A 16,037-nucleotide genomic window follows, 5' to 3' on the forward strand; every position below is an offset into this window, starting at 1 on the left:
ATCAGTTCGGAGTCGGCGGATTCGGGGAGTCGGACATCGACGGCGCACCGGGGGCACCGGGTGCGACACCGGCGGCGGTGCCGGGGGCAGTCGACATAAGCTTTTCAATCTGGATGGCGGCAACCTGGAGTTCGTACTGCGCGGCGATCAGTTCGCTGCGGGCATTGCGCAGCACACGCTGCGCGTCCAGGTAGTCGAGAATGCCCCGCTCGCCGAAGCGGTAGGCGGCCTCGGCCACGCCCAGCGCGGACTCGGCCTCGCGCACGATGCCGGACTCCAGCGCCGTGACCTGCGCCTGGGTGATCTCGTACTGGCGGTAGGCGGTTTCCAGTTCCTGGTTCAGCTCGAACTCGCGCGCCTCCAGCGCGGTGCGGGCCTGGGTGGCCTGCGCCGCCGCCTCGCCCACCGGGCCGCTGCGGCGGTCCCACAGCGGAATCGTCATCACCAGGCCGATCTGCGACACGTTGTTGTCGGGCTGGCGGTCCGTGCTGGCGCGCACGGCCACTTCCGGCCAGCGCAGCGAGCGCTGGTAGTCCACGCCCAGCCGGGCGCGCTCCAGTTCCATGCGGCGCTGGGCCAGTTCGGCGTTGCCGGCCTGCATGGTGTCACGCAGCACGGGCAGCATCGGCACGTCCGGGGCGTTGCCCAGCGTGCCGGTCAGGCGGAAGTTCGGCGGCAGCGCGCCGCCCACCTGCTGGCGCAGCGCGGTCTTGGCCTGCTCGACGCGCAGCTCCGTGGTCTGGAGCGTCTTCTGGGCAGCCAGCAGTTCGGTTTCGGCCTTGATCAGCTCGTAGCGCGGCGCTTCGCCCACGTCCACGCGCACCTTGGCGCGGGAATGGATCTGGCGCATCAGGGCCAGGTCTTCCTGCGCGGCGGCCAGCTCGGTCTCGCGGCGCAGCACCTGGTAGTACGTGGTCTTCACGCGGGCGGAGAGGTCGCTGCGGAACGCCTGGCGCACGGCCTGCGACGCTTCCAGCCCGCGGCCGGCCATCTCCTGGCGCAGGCTGCGCTGCTGCGGATAGTCGAACTTCTGGACGAAGGCGTAGGACGGCGCGTTGCCGCTGGCGACACCGGCCTCCTTGCCGTGAAGTCGGCCATACATCACTTCTACCTGCGGGTTCGGATAGGCCCGCGCGGTGCTGATGGCGGCGGAGGCCGCATCGACATTGGCCTGCGCGGCCTCCACGCCCTTGTTGGTGGACTGGGCCAGCGAGAGCAAATAAGGCAGGTCGAAACTGTCGGCGGCGGCCATCGTGGCCGGTGAGGCGGCGCGCGGCAACGTCACAGGACCGGACGGCGCGGCAGGCTTGGTGGTAGCGGGCTGCGCCACCTTGGGTGCGGCGGCGGCGCCGGGCACAGGCTGCGCGGCCATTGCCGGCGCCGCTACCAGCGATAGCGACGCGACCCAGGTCAGCGTTTTATGGATAGTCATGTCGGAATCAATCGAGCGATACAACTGCCCGACGCCACCACGATGGCCAGGCGTGTCCTCGGCTGCGGCGGGCTGCGGGAGGACTGCAAGGCATCACGCCGTGACGGCTCGGGTCACGGACGCTTGGGGGCGCTCAGGGGCAATGGACGGGACGACGCACGGCTGGTTAAGAGTAGTCGCTCAACGCCATGGCGGCAGAGGCGACAGAGACGACAACGTCAGAGACAGCGCGCGAGGGGGCCCGGAAGATCAGGCGAGGAGATTGGGCGGCCGGAACAGGCCGTCCGGTTGGGACGCGGAGCGTCCCGGCAGGATGGGCGCCACGTCGTCGATCGACTGGGCCAGTTTCATGTCGGGGAGATCGAACAGCGCGCTGGATTCCTCGATTTCATCGAGCAGATCCAGCGGATCCAGCAGGTCGGCCGACCAGATATTGCAGTAGCCCGGCGGCGGCGCGTTGTCGAACAGCGTCTCGGTCTCCAGCGCGGCATCGCCGGGCAGGACGATCTGGGCGAGGTCGTCACCGGTGGCCAGCATCGCGTCGTAGTCCGGCATGGCCGCCTCCACCTTCGGCGTGGACGCGAGCGCACCCGCCGCTGCCGTAAAGGACAGCGCGGACAGGCACAGGGCAGTCAGCAGAAAGAGGATGAAGCGTCTCAAAACGGGGGCGCGATGAGGGTTGGGGCGTTAGGACGTTTGGGGCACAAACCGGGACGGCGCCGGGTTCTTGCAGAACCTGCACCAGCGCCGGGGTTGCTGCGGTACAGCATTGTAACCGAACGCAACAATTGACAGGTCAGGTGGGGTAGTAGTTCCCCTAGGAATGACGTCCCCCTGCGCGCGGCCATCCGCCGCGACGGTGCTACGATCGCCGCTTTGGAACCCGCAGCGCGCCCACGCCCGCACGCGTCGCTATCGTCACATGCATCGAATTTCCCGTAGATCCCTGATCCGGCTGACCATTTTCCTGAGCTTCGCCACTGCCACCCTGGCCGCCCATGCCGAAGGCATCGACCTGGACTGCGACCCCGCACTGGCCGCCACCGCCCTGCCCGCCCACCGCCTGATCTGCGACCACGCGCTGCTCTCCATGGGCTACCGCCGGATCTTCGCGGACCAGCAGCGGCTGCTGCGCGAGCAGAGGATTACTGACGCGGAGGTTGTGGCCTTCCGCAAGCAGCGCGATGCGTGCACGTCCCTGGAGTGCCTGGATACGGTGTTTTCGGGGTGGAAGCAGAAGGCCGGCGCGGTCAGGGGGCGCAAGCCGTGATGCTGGCCTTGACCGGCTCAGAAGTGCGTCCGCAGATGCCGGACGAGCGCGAGGTGATGGCCGCCCTGCAGCCAGAACTCATGGGATACCGCCAGGGCAATCAGCCATGAAGCCGCAACGACGAGAAGGTCGCACCGCCCGCTCTTCCACCAGTTCAGCGAATGGCGCCCCGCGATCCACGGTACGCCCAGCGGGTTCGGCCAGTCGGCCAGCAAGTGCATGACGCCACCGCAGGCGAAGCCGAATGCGGGTGCAGCCCAGGGATGGGTGCCCAGCGCGTGGTAGGCCCATAGCATCAGGCCAATCCACGCGATGCCCCAATGCGTCCAGGTGCGATGGGTAATCCACAGGCGCCGCGACCTCGACCACCATGCCACTTCCATCCAGTCTGGCGCGGTGCTGCCCAGCACCGCCGCCACAAACCCCACAATGCTGGCCCATCCCCACCCTTCGCCGCCGCCCTTCGCGATGACCACTGCAGCGATGACGGCCGCCGCCCATCCGGTGGCGTGGTGAGCTTTGCTTGAGGCCATGAGACTGCGCGTGTACGCCGGTGATCCATGAGGGGGCGCAATCTTGGCAGATGTGCGCGAGAAACACCAGCGCTGGATCGACCACGTCGTGGGGGGGCGGGGCGCGCCTCTATGAAACCTGTGCCGTGGCCGCCTTCTCCCAACGCCACAACGTCGCGCGGCTCACCCCCAGCCGCTGCGCCGCCTGCTGACGATTGCCGCCACACTCGGCCAGCACTTCCAGCACGCGCGCGCGGGGTGCGGTCGATGGCGGCGACGCAAGCTCCGGTTGTGGCGGCGCCATGATGCTGGCCGCCCCGAACAGTTCCGGGCAGTCGTGATGCAGTTCGTCGAACGCAATGCGCGCCAGATCCTCCCATTGCGAGAAGAACACCGCCATCCGCTCGCAGATATTCTCCAGCTCACGGATATTGCCCGGCCAGGCATGGGCCTGCAGCCTTGGCAGCAGGCGCGCGACCAGGGCCGGTGCGTCGAGGCGCGAGTCCAGCCGGTCCAGCGAGCGCCGCAGCAGGAACGTGGCGAGCAAGGCGATGTCCTCGCGGCGCTCGCGCAGCGGTGGCAACGCCAGTTGCAGCGTGTTGATGCGGTAGTAGAGATCCTGACGGAACTGCCTGGATGCGATCAACTGCGGCAGCGGCTGATGCGTCGCCGCGATAATCCGCACGTCGACCGGAATCGGTATGGCACCGCCCAGACGCAGGATCTCGCGCTCCTGCAGCACGCGCAGCAGCCGCGTCTGCAGCGAGACCGGCATGTCGCCAATCTCGTCAAGAAACAGCGTGCCGGTATGGGCCGATTCGAACAGCCCGCGCTTGCCCCCACGGCGCGATCCGGTGAAGGCGCCCTCGTCGTAGCCGAACAGCTCGCTTTCCAGCAGCGCCTCCGGAAAGGCCGCACAGTTGATGGCGACGAACGGCTTGGCGGCGCGCTTGCTCTCGTTATGAATCGCCTGTGCAAACTGCTCCTTGCCCACCCCACTCTCGCCGGATAGCAGCACCGTGAGATCCGTTCTGGCATAGCGCCGCGCCGTTGCGCAGGCGCGTTCGAAGGCCGGGCTGGCGCCGATCAGGTTGTCGAAGCGGTTGCGCGCATTGCGCGGATGCCGGCGCTGCTGGCTGCGCAGGCTGGCATCCGCATCCTGGATATTGCGCGCGTCATACAGCGTAATGGCCGCACCCACCGTATCGCCATGCTCGCGGATCGGGGTGCGATTGGCGATCCAGTCACGCTGCGCGAAGCGAAACACGCTGCCCCGCTCCTGCATGCCGCTGGCCAGCGTGGCTTGCAGCGACAGCGCCGGCTCGATGTCTTCCAGATGCTGGCCGATCATTCTCGCCTTGACGCGGCCCAGCAGCATTTCCATCGGCGGGTTGACGGCAATCACGCGATTGTCGCGGTCGACGGCCAGCACGGCCTCCTGCAGATTGTGCAGTACCCCGTTGAGCTGGTCATATCGGCCCGCTTCCAGGCGGGCCACACGCGCCAGTTCGATGGCGTCCTCAATCCCCTGGCGCACCGCATTGATCGAATAGGCCAGGCGCCCCTGGATGCCGTACTGCTCCGCCAGTTCCATGACGATGCTGGAACCCACCACCACCTCATAGCCATCACGCACGAGCCGCTCGAAGCACTGCCGCGCCTCGTCCGGGGTGCGGTACGCGTACTGCGCCACCTCGATATTGAGCAGCTCGCGGACGGCATCCAGCTCGGGAATGCATTCGCCGTACATCACCACGCCTACCCGGTTCGAGATATGCCGCGCCTGCAGGAGCGCCACCAGGATGTCGAAGCCACTGAGCTTGATGGTGGCCACGGGTGCATCGAGCGCGTTGCGCAGGATCGTGGCGTTTGCCCCTGCGCTGACGAAGACGTCGGCCGACCCATCGCGCAGGCGATCGTGCGCGGCGTCCAGTGCGGCCTCGAACGAGCCATTGACCACCTCGATCGTCGCGCGGTCGGCGAACTCGTCCAGCACCGTCATGGCGAAGCGGCTCAGGTGCTTGTAGCTGATAAAGCAGAGACGCGGCAGGCTGCCGCGTTCGGGGGAGGTGCTGCGCATGGGTCTCCTCGTCGGCCGCCTCCAGGCGCTGCGGCGCCTCTCGTGTACGTTGCACGCGTGTTTCACGGCGGTTTCATTAAATGTCTCATGAGTGTTTCATGAAACGTGCGCCACGTCACCCCTCCCTCCTCATTCCATTAAAAATCAGTCATTTAGCAACTCCCCCATGCATTGGCATACCGATTGCACTGAACAATCAATACGAACACGGAGGAAGCAATGCAGGCGCTCGGACACATCACCGTACTTGACCTGACCCATATGCTCTCGGGCCCGTACGGCACCATGCTGCTGGCCGACCTGGGCGCACGCACGATCAAGGTGGAGCCCCCTGGCACCGGGGAAGGCACGCGCAAACTGCTTGCGGAGAGCGAGGACTACGCCCGCGACGGCATGGGGGCGTACTTCCTCACGCTGAACCGCAACAAGGAAAGCGTGTGCGTGGACCTGAAATCCGAGGCCGGCCGGGCGGTATTTCTGGATCTCGTGCGCCATGCCGACGTGGTCTTCGACAATTTCAGCGCCGGCGTGACGGAGCGCCTGGGTATCGATTACGCATCGCTCTCCAAGGTCAATCCGCGCATCATCACCTGCTCCGTCACCGGCTTCGGCCAGACCGGGCCAGACCGGCAGCAGCCCGCGTTCGACCAGGTGGTGCAGGCCATGGGTGGCGGCATGTCCATCACCGGCATGTCGGATGGCCCGCCGGTACGCAGCGGCATTCCCGTGGGTGACCTGGGCGGCGGTGTGTTCGGCGCCATCGGCGTGCTGGCGGCGCTGGCGGCGCGCGAACAGACCGGGGTGGGCCAGCACGTGGACATCTCCATGCTGGACGCCCAGATCTCGCTGCTGAACTACATGGCGACGATGCACCTGATGTCCGGCCTGGTGCCCGAACGCATCGGTAACAGCCATTTCGTGCACGTGCCGTACAACACCTATCCGACCCGCGACGGCCACATCATCATTGCCTGCATCGGCGACGCGTTCTTCGAACGCTTCCTCAGCGTGATCGACCATCCCGCACTGCGCGCACCCGAGTACCTGAAGCAGCCGGGCCGCTATGCCGACAAGGCGCGGATCGACGCCATCATCGCCAACGAACTGCGCGCCGAGTCGTCGGCCTACTGGCTGGCCCGTTTGCGGCAGGCTCGCATTCCGTGCGGCCCCGTCAACGATTTCGCGCACGCCTTGCGCGAGCCGCAGGTGGAGGCACGCGACATGATTGTCGAGGTGCCACTGAAGACCGGCGAGACCGTGCGGATGCCCGGCAATCCGGTGAAGCTTTCCGGGGTGACCACGCCGGCCTATACCTGTCCGCCCGCGCTGGGCGAGCACACGGCCACGGTGCTGCGTGACACGCTGGGCTATGACGACGCACAGATTGCGCGGCTGCGCGAAGCCGGGGCCGTAGCATGAGCGACGCACAACGCCATGCCACGCCGGACATCGTCATCACGGACGTTGCACCGCGCGACGGGCTGCAGAACCAGGCCGTCGCCATTTCCACCGATGCCAAGGTAGAACTGATCCGCCTGCTGGCGCGTGCCGGCGTACGCAGCGTCGAGGCCACCAGCTTCGTCTCGCCGAAGGCCGTGCCGCAGATGGCCGACGCGGCGGACGTGGTCCAGCGCGCTGCGGCACAGTGCCCGGACCTGCGGCTCTCCACGCTGGTGCCGAATCTCAAGGGGCTGGAACGGGCGCACAGCGCCGGGGCCACCGAGATCGCGGTGGTGCTCTCCGCCACCGAGACGATGAACCAGCGCAACATCAATATGGGGCTGGACGCCGCCACCGATGTCAGCGAACAGACGCTGGTGCGGGCGCGCGAACTCGGCCTGCGCACGCGTGCCTATGTGGCGGTTGCGTTCGATTGCCCGTTCGAAGGGCCGGTCGACCTCGATACGGTGTTGCGTCTGGCCTGCCGCATGCGGGACGCCGGCGCGGAAGAAATCGTGATCGCCGACACCATCGGCGCTGCAGCGCCCGCCGCCGTCAAATCGCGCATGGCTGCGCTGGCACAAGCACTCGACCCCGGCACGCTGGCCGTGCATCTGCATGACACGCGCGGCCTGGGCGTCGCCAATGCATGGGCCGCGCTGGAAGCCGGCGTGCGCCGCTTCGACGCCAGCGTGGGCGGCATTGGCGGCTGTCCGTTTGCCCCGGGCGCCGCAGGCAACCTGGCCACCGAAGACCTGGTGCTGATGGCCGAGCAATGCGGCCTGCGTACCGGGATTTCGCTCGATGGACTGCTCGACGCGGTGACATTCGCCGAATCGCTGCTGGATCGCCCCCTTGGCGGCCGCTCCATTGCATGGCTGCGGCGCCAGCAGAACCCTCGCGGCAAAAGCTGCACGTAAGGCCGGCACGGATGCCGCCGAGCATCTGGCCACACAAGACCCATAAAGGAAGGAGACACCTGATGAAGAACATTCGCTGGATTCGAGGCGTGCTGGGCGCCATGGCCTGCGCCGCCGCGCTGGCTTCTGGCCACGCGGCTGCGAAGTGGCCGGAAAAGACCGTCACGCTGGTGGTGCCCTATGCGCCCGGTGGCGGCACCGATATCGTCAGCCGCCTGGTCGCGCAGAAGCTGTCCGAGCGTTGGGGGCAGTCGGTAGTGGTGGACAACCGGCCCGGCGCCAACGGCGTGATCGGCTCCAGCCACGTTCACAAGTCCGCCCCGGACGGCTACACGCTGCTGATGGTGGTGGGCTCGCACGCGATCAATCCTGTGCTGATGAAAAGCCTGCCTTACGACACGGTGCGTGGCTTCTCCCCGATCACGCGCCTCGCCATCTCGCCGATGGTGCTGGTGGTATCGAAGTCCAACCCTGCGAAATCCCTGACCGACCTCGTCAGTGCCGCCCGTAGCCAGCCGCTTGGCATCGGCTACTCAGAAGGCCAGACGCGACTGACCGGCGAACTGCTGCGCCAGGCGGGCAATCTCAAGACCATTCCGGTGTCGTACAAGGGCGGCGCACAGATCATGGTCGATGTCATCGGCGGCCATGTCGGCGCCGGATTCACCAGCGTGCTGACGGCATTGCCCCACGTGCAAAGCGGCAATCTGCGCGTGATTGGCGTGGCGGCGGATCAGCGCATGTCGCTCTTCCCCGATGCGATGACGTTCAAGGAAGCCGGACTCGATGGCGTGGAATCGCTGAACTGGTATGGCCTGTTCGGGCCGGCGGGCATGTCGCCGGCCATCGTGGAGCAGATCCATCACGACCTGCAGCAGGTCACGCAGGACCCGGCGCTCGCCAAGCAGATGAAAGACCAGGGGGCTACCATCGTCCTGACCCCACCGACGGAGTTTCGCGCCTTCCTCGACAAGGAAACGCGGAAATGGGCCGACGTGGCCAAACGCGGTGGCATCCAGCCCGAATAGGAAATCCCCATGGATCTTGAACTGACTGACAAGCGCGTGCTGATCACCGGCGGCAGCCGCGGCATTGGCCTCGCCTGCGCCCGCGCGTTCCTGCGTGAAGGTGCCAAGGTGGCGATCATCGGACGTAGCGAGGCCAATCTCGCCGCCGCGCGGACCGCACTGGTGGCCGATGCGCCGGGCGCCGATCCGTTCACGGTTGCGGCTGACCTGAGCGACGCGGCGCAGGCCGCGCACGCCGTTGACGCCGCAGCCACCGCATTGGGCGGCATCGACATCCTGGTCACGTCCGCCGGTGGCGCGCGCCGCACCCCGCCTGCGGAGCTGACGCCCCAGTCGTGGCGCGAGGCGATGGACGCGAAATACTTCAGCTACATGCACGTCATCGACCCGGTCATCAAGCGCATGGCCCAGGCTGGGCACGGCGCCATCGTCAACGTCGTCGGCATGGGCGGCAAGGTAGCGAGCCCGACCCATTTGCCCGGCGGCGCCGCCAATGCCGCCCTGATGCTGGCAACGGCGGGGCTGGCCAGCGCGTACGGCCGGTTCGGGGTGCGGGTGAACGCCCTCAACCCATCAGCCACGCGCACCGAGCGGCTTCAACAGGGCCTGGAAGCCGAAGCGAAACTGGCTGGCACAACCGTCGAGGAGGCCCTCGGCAAAGCCAACGAACGCACCGGGCTCGGGCGGCTTGCCGCGCCCGAAGAGATCGCCGATGCCGTGCTGTTTTTCGCGTCGGCACGCGCGTCCTACATTTCGGGGGCGATCCTGTCGATCGACGGCGCCACCACGCCCATCGTCGTCTGATGTCGCCCGATGTCGTCTGATGTCGTCTGATTGCACCGAAGCCGTACCCGTCGTTCCGCAGTACCAGATTGCAGATAACAGGCGAATAACGCCGAACTCACTGTTGCAGCAGGAGGAGACCCTATGCACCGCCGTACCCTCGTCAAGGCGCTATGCGCCGTTGCCGTCACCGTCGCCACGCCGGCCATATCCGGCACCAGCGCCTTCGCGCAAGACTACCCGTCGCGCCCGATCCGGCTGATCGTGCCGTTCGCGCCGGGCGGCGTTTCGGATACCAGCGCCCGTGTGATTGCGGACAGGCTGGGCCAGCGCCTTGGCCAGCAGATCGTGGTCGACAACAAGCCCGGTGCCTCGGGAAATATCGGCAGCGCGATGGTGGCCCAGTCGGCGCCCGATGGCTACACGCTGCTGCTCGGGTTCGACGGCACCATCGTCATCAATCCGCATGTCTTTCCCAAGGTGCCATTCGACCCGGTCAAGGACTTCGTGCCCGTCGGAAAGATTGGCGATGCGGCGCTGATCCTGATTACCCACCCGTCCGTCCCGGCGAAGAACCTGAAGGAACTCGTCGCGTATTCGCAGACCCGGCCCGAAGGGTTGTCATATGGCAGCGCCGGCACCGGCAGCACGCCGCACCTGGCCGGGGAGCTGCTCAAGGCCCGCACCGGCCTGAAGATGACGCACATCCCCTACAAGGGCGGCGGCCAGGCGATGGGGGATCTGGTGGGCGGCACGCTGCCGGTGCTGTACACGGCCGTGGCCGGCGCGCAGCAATACGTGAAAACCGGCAAGGCCACGGCGATTGCAGTTTCCGGCGCGAGCCGCGTATCGACGCTGCCGGATGTGCCGACGCTGGAGGAATCAGGCGCCCCAGGTCTGGTCAGCGACTCGTGGGTGGGATTGCTGGCCCCCGCCAAGACGCCAAAGGAGATCGTCGACCGGCTGTCGAAGGAGTTGAATGTCGTGGTCAACCAGCCCGAGACGCGCGAACGGCTCGCCACGCTGGGCATCGATCCGGTCGGCAATTCATCGGAGGCGTTTGGCAAGCAGATCCAGGCGGACCTGAAGAAGTACGGCGAGGTCGTCAAGACCGCCAACATCAAGGTCGAGTGAGACGCGGCGCGGCTAGCGGAACCGGAACATCCCTTGCCAGAACGTCTCGAACGCACTGACGGGTTTTTCCGCTTCCGCTGGGGCGGCCCCGGGTGACGGGGCGACCCCGGCTTTGTCCACCGCCCTGCGCGACTCATGCAGCGCCCAGACGCTGTCGGCAATGCGTCCGGCAAGGTCCGCCTCACAATCCCGGCCCAGCAGCACACCGAACAGGACATCGCGGGTGTGCCCATCGTCGGCAAAGCGCATGGCGATGGCGACCATCTTCTCGTAGTGCTCCTGCGCCGCACGCCTGGCCGCTTCCTGTGCCTCGCGCGCCTCGGCTTCCTCGGCCGCTTGCTCGGCTTCCCAGCGGCGCATTTCGCGTTCGAAGACGTCGTCGTAGACCTGCCGCTGCTCGGCATCGGACAGGATCGAATAGGCATCGCGAATCTGCTGGAAGGCCGCATGCGCCTCGGCTTCGCGACCGGGGTTGCGGTCCGGATGCCACTTCATCGCCGCGCGGCGATAGGCGAGCTTGATCTCGTCGAGGGTGGCATCGGACTGTACGCCAAGCGTCGCGTAGAGCGTATTCATGGGGAGCGGGGCAGGGCGAAAAACGGAGGTGTCCATCCTAGCATGCCGCACTGCATCAAATCTCGCCGCCGGCCCCCGCCAGTTCCTTGCGCATCCGCATGGCAGCCCCGATTCGCTTGAATGGGTCGGGCGGAATCCAGTTGGGCTGGCTGTTGGCGAGGATGAAGTCGAGCGCGGGACTTTGCATGCCGGCCATGAACTCCGCCATGTAATGGCCCAGGTAAGTGCCTTTGGCCACACCCACACCGTTGCAGCCCACCACGCTGTAGACGCCCTCCGCTTCCTGCCGGAAGATCGAATGATGATTTCGCGTCACGCTGATCATGCCACCCCAGGTGTGTGCGAATGGCTTGGTCGCCAGTGCCGGGAAACGTGCCTCAAATGACAGCCGGTGCTGGTGCATGGCCTGGCGCAGGTCGGCGTCAGACGCAAGCAGCGCGGGACGGTAGTGGAATGTGTTGCGCACGAAGAGCCGCTGATCCGGGGTGTAGCGGACGGTAGTGCCGGCAGGATGCGCGGACGTGGTGCCCCAGGGCGCCACATCATCGAACAGGCCCATCTCATCGGGCGTCAGCGGCTCGCTCAGGCTGGCGTAGGTGAAGACGGTGGCCAGGCGGTTACGCACCTTGCCGAAGGTCTCGCTGAAGCTGCCCACCGTCAGCACAAGCTTGTCCGCCCGCACGGTGCCACCGGCGAATTCCAGCACATGCGGAGGGCCGTCATGGCATGCCGTCACCGGACTGCCTGTAAACAGCGTGACCGATTCAGGAAGGCTTGCCGCCAGGCCGCGCACCAGCGATGCCGGATTCACCAGCACGTTGCCGGGTGTGTAGACGGCGGCCTGATAGTACGCCGTGCCCAGCCGCCGCGACAGCGCGGCGCCTTCTACCAACTCGTAGTCAAAGCCGGCCCGCTTCAGGCCTTGCGCGAAGCGTTCCAGCGCGTCCATGTGCCGCGCTTCATGGGCGGCCATGTACTTGCCGGCGTCCTGCCATGCGCAATCGATGCCATGGCGATCCTTGAGGCTGCGCAGCCGCTCGATGGCGAACAGGTTCAGCGTGTGGAGCTTGCGGTTCGATTCGACGTCCGCCTCGCCCCCATCCACGTTGTGCGGCACATCGATGATGAAGCCAGCGTTCCGGCCCGATGCACCCTGCCCCACTTCCAGCGCATCCACCAGCGCAATGCGCGCTTGCGGATGCAGTTCGGCCAGGCGCCGTGCCAGCGCCACGCCGGTAAAGCCGGCGCCCACCACGGCGTAATGGAAATGATGATGTCCGCGCAGCCGCTGGCCGATGGCCGCGTGACGGGAAGGCGATGTTTCGAACCAGCCGAGCTGGCCGTCGATGGCGGGAAGTTTGCGAATCTGGGGCATGGCGTCGATCTGCGCGTGAGGCGCGAACGGCATTGTAAGGCGTTGGCGCGGCAAGGGGCCCAGACCCTGAGTTGGCGGCGCTGCGGAGATGCCGCGCTCACAGCCCGCTTGCAAGTGGTGCAGTACCAATACGACAACATCCTAGGGAAGATGCCGGCCAATTGGATGTCTATTTGATATGCTTCTCGGGCCGATTTAGTTGTCATAGCAAACGTACGCTGGATAGAAAAACCGTGACACTGAATAGTTACGTTGTGTATTTGGGCGCCAGCCAATGCCCAGTCTATATTCTTCGAAACGCTTCCAACAATGAACAACCACATAACCGTACGACAGCTCCATAGTGGCGACGCATTAGAATGTATCGGCGTACTGGCCGATATACTCATTGACTGCGTGGAGGGCGGCGCCTCAGTCAGTTTCATGATGCCGATCTCACGACAGACAGCAGAGGACTTCTGGATAAAGGTCGCGGGAAGCGTAAACCAGAACGAGCGAGTTCTGCTAGTCGCCGAGAATGCCTCCGGTCAAATCGTTGGGACCGTACAGTTGGTCATCGCATTACCAGAAAACCAGCCACATCGCGCCGACGTTGCGAAAATGCTGGTGCATCGAAGCGCCAGGCGCGCAGGCGTTGCCAGACGGTTGCTGGAGGAAATTGATGAGGTGGCTCGCGCTAACGGAAAATCCGTACTTGTACTTGATACCGTTACGGACGGAGATGCTTCCCGGCTCTACCAGCGAGCCGGTTGGCAACGCGTCGGGGATGTACCCAACTATGCGCTGATGCCCGATGGCACATTATGCGGAACGACGTTCTATCACAAACAACTAGCGTAGGTCGGGCGTTTAGCGTGTCTTCTTAAAACAGCGCTGGAGCGCCATGACAATTGCACAAGGCATTCTTGCAGGCATCGCTGTAGCGGTTATTCTGGCCTGGACAGTTCGGCGTGAATCTCGAGCGAAGGAGCGAAAGATCAGCGAGGCATTCGCCGGCCGCGAGTCCCTCCCCTCGGAGGCGTTATACGACCGCTACTTTCTCGGTCTTGGCATCAAACCCGAGGTAGTCCTCGGCATTCGAAAGATCCTTGAGGAGCAGCTTGGCGCGGATATGTCTCGCCTTCGCGCAGAGGATGATTTCTCACAGAACCTCAGCTTCTTCTGGGACTTTGACTCGATGGCCAGCATCGAAATCGTCCTTGCCCTCGAAGCCCATTTTCAAATCAGGATCGCTGACACCGAGGCGGAAAAGACGCGCACCGTATCCGAACTAGTGCAGCTGGTCTCCGCCAAAGTCGAGGGAAGATAAAAAAACGCCACGATCCCTGCGGACCGCGGCGTGTCAATTGCCGATCAGGCGGCACCCACTATGCCGCCCTTCGCGCCTGCATCAGGCGCCGATCGGCTTGCCTTGGTTGTGCCGGATGACGACCGTGGATGAGCGTGCCGGGAGGCTGGCGCTCGGCCATTTGTCGTTCGGATGCTGGATGTTCACGAAGAACGTCGTCAGATCCGGCGTGTATGCGAGACCGGTGATTTCGCAGCCGTGCGGGCCGACCAGGAAGCGCTTCACCTCGCGCGTGACCTGGTCCACGTAGTGCATCGAATTGGCACCGAAGATGTCGGTGGTGCTGGTGCCCGTGCCCGCATCGGTCTGCACCCACAGGCGGCCCTTCGGGTCCACGCGGATGCCGTCCGGGCTCGAGAACGTGTCGCCCACCATGTTGCCCTTCAGGTTCGCCGCCGCGATGGACGGGTCGCCGGCCAGCAGCAGGATTTCCCACGTGAACTTGACCGCCAGCGGCGAATCGCCGGTTTCCTTCCAGCGGACGATATGGCCGTGGGAGTTGGTCACGCGCGGGTTGGCCGCGTCCGTCACCTGACGGCCGCCGTTGTTGGTCAGCGTGCAGTAGACGGTCTTGTCCAGGCCCACCGTGATCCACTCCGGGCGGTCCATCAGCGTGCCACCGGCCACGCGGGCGGCGGCCTTGGTGTTGATCAGCACGTCGGCCTGGGTGTTGAAGTCGATGGCTACCGGCGCCGGCGGCACGACCGACTGCGTGAAGTTGCCCGGGTCCGAGGCGCCCGCCACGAGGCCGTTCTTGCCCTGGGTCAGTTCGACCCAGTCGCCCGATCCGTCGGCGTTGAACTTGGCCACGTACAGCGTGCCGTTGTCGAGCAGGCTGGCGTTGTTCAGGCGGTTGGTCGCGTCGAAGGCGGCGCTGGGGATGAACTTGTAGATGCAGCCCGGCGTGCCATCGTCGCCCATGTAGAACGCCACGCGATTGCTCGAATCGGTCATGAACGCGGTGTTCTCATGGTCGAAGCGGCCCATGGCGGTGCGCTTGACCGGCATGCCCGAGATCTGCTGGAGGGGGTCGATCTCCACCACCCAGCCGTAGCCTTCGTCGGCTTGCGTCGGGTCCAGGTAGTTGTCGGTGGTTTCCTCGCAGGTCAGGTAGGTGCCCCACGGCGTATGGCCGCTGGAGCAGTTGTTCAGCGTGCCAACCACGGTGCCGCCCACCACGCTGGCGGCAGGGCCCGAGACGCGATACAGCGAGTTGCCGGTGTAGCGCTTGTTGTACGTCGAGTTTTTCTTGACCTGCCAGGCATTGGCGACGAATTCGACCTCGATCACCGACACGCCAACCGACGACAGCGCCAGCCGCTTCTGCTCGGGCGTGGCGGTGCCGGCGTTGTAGGAGCCCGAGAACAGGATGGCGCTGTCCATGGCCTCGTGGTTCATCACGAGCAGGCCGCCCTTCTGCGGGTCCGTGCCCGGGATCTCGAAGTAGTGCATGCCGTCGTGGTTGCCGCCGGCCTGGCGTTCGGTTTCCGCCGACGACTGGAACGCGCCCGTGTAGCCCACCGAGCCCGCTTCCACCGGGTCGCCCGCCGAGAACAGCACGGTATACGAATAGTTGGTCGGCAGCGTCACGGTGTCAGCGGTCACCTTGTCGGCCACCGGCGTGAAATTGATGCTGTAGTCCAGCGGCTGCACCGGGGTCGGCGTGGGGGCCGCGCCGGGTCCCGGGGCCGGTGCCGGCGCCGGAGCGGGATCATCATCGCCACCACAGGCCGCCAGCAGGCTGCCGCCGCCGAAGGCCGACAGCAGCGACAGGCCCAGACCGCCACGCAGTACCTTGCGGCGCTCGGGGTTGGCGGCGACGATTTCCTCCAGCGTCTGGCCCGGAACGGTGACCGAGCCCTGGGCTTCACGGCGCGGCGCGCGGAACTTATCGGTGATGTACGACATGAGTAGAGACCTCCAGTTGTATGGGAAACCACCGGGCTTCTGATGTCCCGGAGGCGACTTGCCGGCCCAGATACTAGCGATCACAAATGACGGTTTCGTTACATCATGTCTGCACAGCAATGCATTCCCGGCAAATGAGGTTGAGAGACATTTCAGCGGCGATGATCGCAGCCCTTTTTTGCATTTTTGCGACGCTCCGCCAGCGCCCGGCGGTAGTCCAAGTGATGGTTA

15 protein-coding genes are annotated in these 16,037 nt (G+C 65.6%); 8 read left to right on the forward strand and 7 right to left on the reverse strand.

From position 1 onward, the window contains the following. Window position 1 precedes the first annotated feature (1 nt). A complete protein-coding gene (locus tag SB751_RS18060) occupies window positions 2–1,432 on the reverse strand; it encodes a TolC family protein (protein WP_250025496.1) in 1,431 nt (476 codons plus the stop codon). 249 nt (window positions 1,433–1,681) lie between these two features. Beyond that, the gene (locus SB751_RS18065) at window positions 1,682–2,092 is read right to left on the reverse strand and encodes an auxiliary protein of the heavy metal cation-transporting efflux system HmyCBA (protein ID WP_144196477.1); all 411 of its coding nucleotides are present in this window, start codon (window positions 2,090–2,092) and stop codon (window positions 1,682–1,684) included. Between the two features lie 262 nt (window positions 2,093–2,354). Here SB751_RS18065 and SB751_RS18070 point away from each other — a divergent pair, with 262 nt between their 5' ends. Continuing rightward, window positions 2,355–2,702 (forward strand): hypothetical protein, encoded by a 348-nt coding sequence (locus SB751_RS18070; RefSeq protein WP_410748269.1) that lies wholly within the window; start codon window positions 2,355–2,357, stop codon window positions 2,700–2,702. Between the two features lie 17 nt (window positions 2,703–2,719). Here SB751_RS18070 and SB751_RS18075 read toward each other — a convergent pair whose 3' ends face one another. Together SB751_RS18075 and prpR are read right to left on the reverse strand one after the other, a co-directional pair. Then, a complete protein-coding gene (locus SB751_RS18075) occupies window positions 2,720–3,235 on the reverse strand; it encodes a metal-dependent hydrolase (RefSeq protein WP_144196476.1) in 516 nt (171 codons plus the stop codon). A gap of 109 nt (window positions 3,236–3,344) precedes the next feature. Next, a complete protein-coding gene (gene prpR / locus SB751_RS18080; RefSeq protein WP_144196475.1) occupies window positions 3,345–5,294 on the reverse strand; it encodes a propionate catabolism operon regulatory protein PrpR in 1,950 nt (649 codons plus the stop codon). A gap of 219 nt (window positions 5,295–5,513) precedes the next feature. Between prpR and SB751_RS18085 the strand changes: the two genes are divergently transcribed. The 5 genes from SB751_RS18085 to SB751_RS18105 all read left to right on the forward strand — a co-directional run bounded on the left by SB751_RS18085 (window position 5,514) and on the right by SB751_RS18105 (window position 10,599). Further along, a complete protein-coding gene (locus tag SB751_RS18085) occupies window positions 5,514–6,713 on the forward strand; it encodes a CaiB/BaiF CoA transferase family protein (RefSeq protein ID WP_144196474.1) in 1,200 nt (399 codons plus the stop codon). Next, the gene (locus tag SB751_RS18090) at window positions 6,710–7,654 is read left to right on the forward strand and encodes a hydroxymethylglutaryl-CoA lyase (protein ID WP_144196473.1); all 945 of its coding nucleotides are present in this window, start codon (window positions 6,710–6,712) and stop codon (window positions 7,652–7,654) included. Before SB751_RS18085 ends, SB751_RS18090 begins: the two co-directional genes overlap by 4 nt. A 62-nt stretch (window positions 7,655–7,716) precedes the next feature. Further along, window positions 7,717–8,682: a Bug family tripartite tricarboxylate transporter substrate binding protein gene (locus SB751_RS18095; protein ID WP_250025497.1), complete on the forward strand. Its 966-nt coding sequence runs from the start codon at window positions 7,717–7,719 to the stop codon at window positions 8,680–8,682. Window positions 8,683–8,691: 9 nt separating this feature from the next. After that, window positions 8,692–9,486 (forward strand): SDR family oxidoreductase, encoded by a 795-nt coding sequence (locus SB751_RS18100; RefSeq protein WP_211943160.1) that lies wholly within the window; start codon window positions 8,692–8,694, stop codon window positions 9,484–9,486. Between the two features lie 123 nt (window positions 9,487–9,609). Next, complete coding sequence (locus SB751_RS18105) at window positions 9,610–10,599, forward strand: Bug family tripartite tricarboxylate transporter substrate binding protein (RefSeq protein WP_144196470.1); 990 nt, start codon at window positions 9,610–9,612, stop codon at window positions 10,597–10,599. 12 nt (window positions 10,600–10,611) lie between these two features. Here the strand turns inward: SB751_RS18105 and SB751_RS18110 are convergent, their stop codons facing one another. Beyond that, the gene (locus tag SB751_RS18110; protein ID WP_144196783.1) at window positions 10,612–11,175 is read right to left on the reverse strand and encodes a J domain-containing protein; all 564 of its coding nucleotides are present in this window, start codon (window positions 11,173–11,175) and stop codon (window positions 10,612–10,614) included. Window positions 11,176–11,230: 55 nt separating this feature from the next. After that, entirely contained in the window at window positions 11,231–12,550 is a 1,320-nt protein-coding gene (locus SB751_RS18115; RefSeq protein ID WP_144196469.1) for an NAD(P)/FAD-dependent oxidoreductase, read from the reverse strand. A 309-nt stretch (window positions 12,551–12,859) separates the two neighbouring features. Here SB751_RS18115 and SB751_RS18120 point away from each other — a divergent pair, with 309 nt between their 5' ends. Together SB751_RS18120 and SB751_RS18125 are read left to right on the forward strand one after the other, a co-directional pair. After that, window positions 12,860–13,390, forward strand: a complete 531-nt coding sequence (locus SB751_RS18120; RefSeq protein WP_250025498.1) for a GNAT family N-acetyltransferase — start codon at window positions 12,860–12,862, stop codon at window positions 13,388–13,390. 43 nt (window positions 13,391–13,433) lie between these two features. Further along, a complete protein-coding gene (locus tag SB751_RS18125) occupies window positions 13,434–13,859 on the forward strand; it encodes an acyl carrier protein (protein WP_250025499.1) in 426 nt (141 codons plus the stop codon). 81 nt (window positions 13,860–13,940) lie between these two features. Here the strand turns inward: SB751_RS18125 and SB751_RS18130 are convergent, their stop codons facing one another. Next, window positions 13,941–15,806, reverse strand: a complete 1,866-nt coding sequence (locus SB751_RS18130; protein WP_144196468.1) for a PhoX family protein — start codon at window positions 15,804–15,806, stop codon at window positions 13,941–13,943. Between the last annotated feature and the right edge of the window lie 231 nt (window positions 15,807–16,037).

The sequence above is a fragment of the Cupriavidus sp. SIMBA_020 genome (assembly GCF_046535395.1).
In the GTDB taxonomy this organism is placed as follows: Bacteria; Pseudomonadota; Gammaproteobacteria; order Burkholderiales; family Burkholderiaceae; genus Cupriavidus; species Cupriavidus campinensis.